The sequence below is a fragment of the Nguyenibacter vanlangensis genome, assembly GCF_013376155.1.
GTDB lineage: Bacteria > Pseudomonadota > Alphaproteobacteria > Acetobacterales > Acetobacteraceae > Gluconacetobacter > Gluconacetobacter vanlangensis.
Genome location: NZ_JABXXP010000234.1, coordinates 1 through 4,279, shown reverse-complemented (window position 1 = coordinate 4,279; position 4,279 = coordinate 1). Strand labels below are relative to the sequence as shown.

3 protein-coding genes are annotated in these 4,279 nt (G+C 66.7%); 1 reads left to right on the top strand and 2 read right to left on the bottom strand.

The window, feature by feature from the left end; all coding sequences use genetic code 11:
• Positions 1-203: 203 nt before the first annotated feature.
• Positions 204-2,180 (bottom strand): CocE/NonD family hydrolase, encoded by a 1,977-nt coding sequence (locus HUK84_RS11390; protein WP_176640402.1) that lies wholly within the window; start codon positions 2,178-2,180, stop codon positions 204-206.
• Positions 2,181-2,555: 375 nt separating this feature from the next.
• On the opposite strand from HUK84_RS11390, the gene HUK84_RS11385 reads away from it, so the two are divergent.
• A complete protein-coding gene (locus HUK84_RS11385) occupies positions 2,556-3,473 on the top strand; it encodes a LysR family transcriptional regulator (protein WP_176640401.1) in 918 nt (305 codons plus the stop codon).
• 58 nt (positions 3,474-3,531) lie between these two features.
• Here the strand turns inward: HUK84_RS11385 and HUK84_RS11380 are convergent.
• Positions 3,532-4,279 (bottom strand): LysR substrate-binding domain-containing protein (locus HUK84_RS11380; RefSeq protein ID WP_176640400.1); only part of this gene is annotated, 748 nt, incomplete at its 5' end.

Below are 4,279 nucleotides of genomic sequence, written 5' to 3'. Positions count from 1 at the left end.
AGCAGCAGGGCGCGCGGGCTTCGTCGGAGATGCGGCGCGCCGGCGGGCAGGGGGCGGGCCGGTTGCCCCGCGGACGACATTGTCCGGTCTTGGTCTGTCATCGGTTGGTTCCTCCGGCCAAGTCTCGCGCGGGCCGTGATCGTTCACTATGATGCGATGTGGAAATGATATGGTCCGTGTCGGGGGTCGTTCGGACGTGGCTGTCAGTCGACCGGCGGATGGTCCACGCCGCTGCCCGCGGCCTGGGGCGGCAGGACGGGCAGGATCAGTGCCGAGCGGTGGGCGGCGTCGTGCCAGATCGTCTGCGTGGCCTTGACGATGGCGGCGGAGTGTCCGAACGGTGCCCCGGTATTCGGGTTGGGGGCGAATTGCGGGAAGTCGCTGGAGGAGATTTCCAGCCTGATCCGATGGCCGGGCAGGAACAGGTTGCTGGTCGGCCAGACCTTGATCCGGTATTCGTAGATCTGGTTCGGCGTGATCGGCGTGGGGTCGGTCAGCGACGCGCGGTAGCGAGCGACGACGATGCCGTTATTGAGGTTGATTGCGCTGCCGTCGGGATGGACGTCGACCAGCTTGGCGGTGAAATCCGTATCCCTGGCCGTGGTGGTGGCATAGAGGATGACGGTGATCGGTCCCGTGACGTTCAGCGGTGCGGTCAGGACATTGCTGGTATAGACCAGGATGTCCGGGCGCTGTTCGATGGCCGATTGATCGAACTGACCCTGCGGGCCGGAATTCCACGCGCAGCAGGAATGGCCGCCGATGCTGGGAACCGGATTGGCCGGATCATAGACGAAATGGTCGCTGGGCGCGGTCAGCCTGGCCGGGTCGATTGTGCCGTGGGGCGGCGCGGCGGGGGAAGGGGGCGTGCTGCCCGGCGGGGTCGTCGTCAGCGCGCCGTCGCCCATGACCGAGGATGCGTCCCGCGCGCTGCCCAGATACCATGTCTGGTAGGTCGTGCCGGCCACCGGCCAGCGATCGGCGACATGCCAGCGATTTTCACCCATGGTGAAGTAGTCGATGCGCGGGCCGGTCTGCACGCCGTCATCCTTGCCCTTGAGGAAATGGTCGAACCAGGCGAGCATCAATTCATTGACCGGACTGTCGGAGACGGGGCCGATCGCCTTCAGGCGCGGGCTGACCAGGCTGTCGGGCCGCCCCCAGCCCAGATGTTCCCAGGGGCCGAGGATGATGCGCTGGTTGCGCCGCGCCGCGGGGGTGCCGCCCTGGGTGCGCATGCCGTTGAAATTTTCCAGCGCGCCGGTCAGGAACGAATCATACCAGCCGTCGAAGGCAAGGACCGGCACCTGCACATTCGGATAGCGCGAACGGATTTCGAACGCTTTCCAATAGCCGTCGCGCGACGGGTGACGGATGGCGTCGTAGAAATAGGGCGCGACCTTGGGGTCGCCGGGGCGCAGGGGCGGAAAGGACAGATAGGGCGTGTCGCGCAGCCAGGCCGCCGGATTCATGCCGTCGGCCCGCAATTCGGCCGCCAGCGCGGTATCGCCGCGGTTGGCGGCGGCGCTGGAGGCGATCGTCTCCATCATCCATGGTGCGATGAAGGCCAGGCGGAATGCCCCGTCCTCATATGTCCAGCCGTCATAGTAATCCGAGCCCGTGTTGGACGGGACGATGGTCTTCAGCGACGGCGGCGACGCGGTGGCGGCCAGCCATTGTGTCGCCCCGACATAGGACGAGCCGTACATCCCGACCTTGCCGTCGGCCCCGGGCAGGCGGGCGGCCCATTCGACCGTGTCATAGCCGTCATCGCGGTCATAGCGATATTCGTAGAACGTGCCGCCGGATTTTCCCTGGCCGCGAATGTCCTGCACCACCACCAGATAGCAGTGCGAGGCGAACCAGTCCGGCGTCTGGAAGCGCGACGGCTGGACCTGCGCGGCGTCCTTGCCATACTGGGTGCGCATCAGGATGACCGGGACCGGCGCCGTGCTGTCCGGGCGATAGATGTCGGCGCGCAGGATGGTGCCGTCGCGCATTTTCGCCGGGACGTCGGCCTGTTTCGTGACATGGCAGGAACCGCGCCCCGCGGCGGCCGGCCATGGCGCGGCCCGGGGATGGCCGGGCAGGGCCTGCAATGCGGCCGCGAGCGACGTGCCATGGAGCAGCGCGCGCAGCCATCCCGATCGGGTCTTCGACAATTCTACGGTCCTTGACATCTCTCTCACTCGGTCATGTCGGCGTTCATGGTGCGTCACAGGCGCATACGGCGGGTTTATTTTAATTATTGATATATGTTATTAACATATACTTGGTCAGATTGATTGGATCCTGGAGGTGTCTTCTGATGAAGTATCCTGTTATCGAAACGTAATGGAGTGGGGCGCATGTTCGTCGTCTTGGCCCGGTGAGCCGGACCATGCAAAATCTCCTAACGAATAAAAGTCTTTTTGCTTCTTTTTCTTCAGAAAAAGAAGATGCTCTCAGCGCCCGGCCGCCTCGAGGTGTATGAAGTGTATAATGTCCCCTGCACGAAGCTTATGCATGAACGTTGCGTGGTCAAATTATAATTTCTCGTCTATGATATTGATCTAATGAATAATAGGCGCATCGATCTCAATCTGGCGACGATCTTCCTGGCCTTGTGGTATGAGCGCAGCGTCAGCGGCGCGGCCGTGCGGCTGGCCCTGACGCAGCCGGCGGTCAGCAATGCGCTGAAGCGGCTGCGCACCGCCTGCGGGGATGAATTGTTCGTCCGCACGCGCGGCGGGATGCGGCCGACGGTGCGGGCCACGATGATGGCGCCTCAACTGGAGCGCGATGTCGAACAGATCCGTCTGGCGCTGGGCGGCAGCCGGGATTTCCTGCCGGAGACGGCGACGCGGCAATTCGTCGTCGGCATGACCGCGGGCCTGGACCTGGCGGCCGGACCGGTGCTGAGCGCGATGCTCTGGCGGGCCGCGCCGCTGACGATGACGCGGTTCCGGGCGCCGGAGACGCGGCAGGCCGCCGACCTGCTGGAGCGGCGGGACATCGAGCTGGCGGCGACCATTCGCGGCCTGCCGGACCATCGTTGCGCCGAAATGACGGTGGGGCGTTATCATTTCGTCTGCCTGTACGATCCTGCCGGATGCGGCCTGGGGCCGGTCATCGGGCGGGAGGAATTTCTGGACGTGCCGCATATCCTGACGGAGGCCGCCACGCGCGGCACGATCGTCGAGACGATGTTGCGCCAGGAGGGGCTGCGCCGGCGGGTCCGGGTCGTCGTCAGCAATTTCGGCGCGTTGCCGGCGTTTCTGCTGGGTCAGTACGCGCTGGCGGTGGTGCCGCATTATGTCGGCTATGCCCTGGCCCGGCAGTCCGGGCTGCATGTCAGCCCGCTGCCGGTGCCGATCACCGGCGGCGAGGTGCATATCCTGATGCGGCTCGACGGGCTGGCGGATGCCGGGCTGATCTGGCTGCGCCTGCAACTGGCCGAGGCGTTGCGTATGGCCCTGGCGGATGGCCGATAGGGGGGGAGTGTCATGCGGCACGGGAGGCTGGCGAGGGGTCGAGGCGCCCTTTTTGGAATCACGCGCGCAATAGCTCCGCCAGGCGGGTGAAATCCGCCCCCCTCGGGTCGGTCGCGCGCCAGGCCAGGCCGATCCGGCGTCCGGCCCGGGGGTCGGTCAGTGGGCGGCTGCAGGTCAGGGCGCCGTCGCCCATGCGGTCCTGGATCCGGTCCTGGATCGCCAGGGCGGGCATCAGGGCGATGCCCTCGCCGGCCGCGACCATATGACGCAGCATTTCCAGGCTGGGGGCGACGCGCGGGTTCGCCGCCCGCTGCGATTCGGCCGGCACGTGGCAGAGTGAGACGGTTTGCGCGCGCAGGCAATGCCCGTCTTCCAGCAGCAGCAGGTCTGGCCGGGCCAGGTCGGTGACGGAGAGTGCGGGTTGGGCCGCCAGCGGGTGGTCGGCGGGCAGCAGGGCGTGGAACGGTTCGAAGAACAGGGGTTCGGCCACCAGGCCGGGCTGGTCGGCGGGCAGGGCGATCAGGGCGGCGTCCAGCGTGTAGTCGGCCAGCGCGGCCAGGAGGGGCTCGGTACGTTCCTCGGTCAGGCGCAGCGACAGGCCGGGCAGGCGGGCGCGCAGCAATTGCAGCAGGCCAGGGATGTAATAGGGGCCGAGGGTAGGGATGACCCCCAGCGCCAGCCTGCCGTCCAGCGGGGTCGTGTGGGTGCGTGCCAGTTCCAGTACGGCGCGGCTTTCGCGGACGACGCGCCCGATCTGGGCCAGCAGGGGGGTGCCCTGCGGCGTCGGGCGGGCGCCGCCGCGCCCG

Excerpts from the sequence above, each read along its gene's own strand:
- HUK84_RS11385 (WP_176640401.1), top strand. The coding sequence starts at position 2,556 with ATGAATAATAGGCGCATCGATCTCAATCTGGCGACGATCTTCCTGGCC.
- HUK84_RS11390 (WP_176640402.1), bottom strand. The coding sequence starts at position 2,180 with ATGTCAAGGACCGTAGAATTGTCGAAGACCCGATCGGGATGGCTGCGC.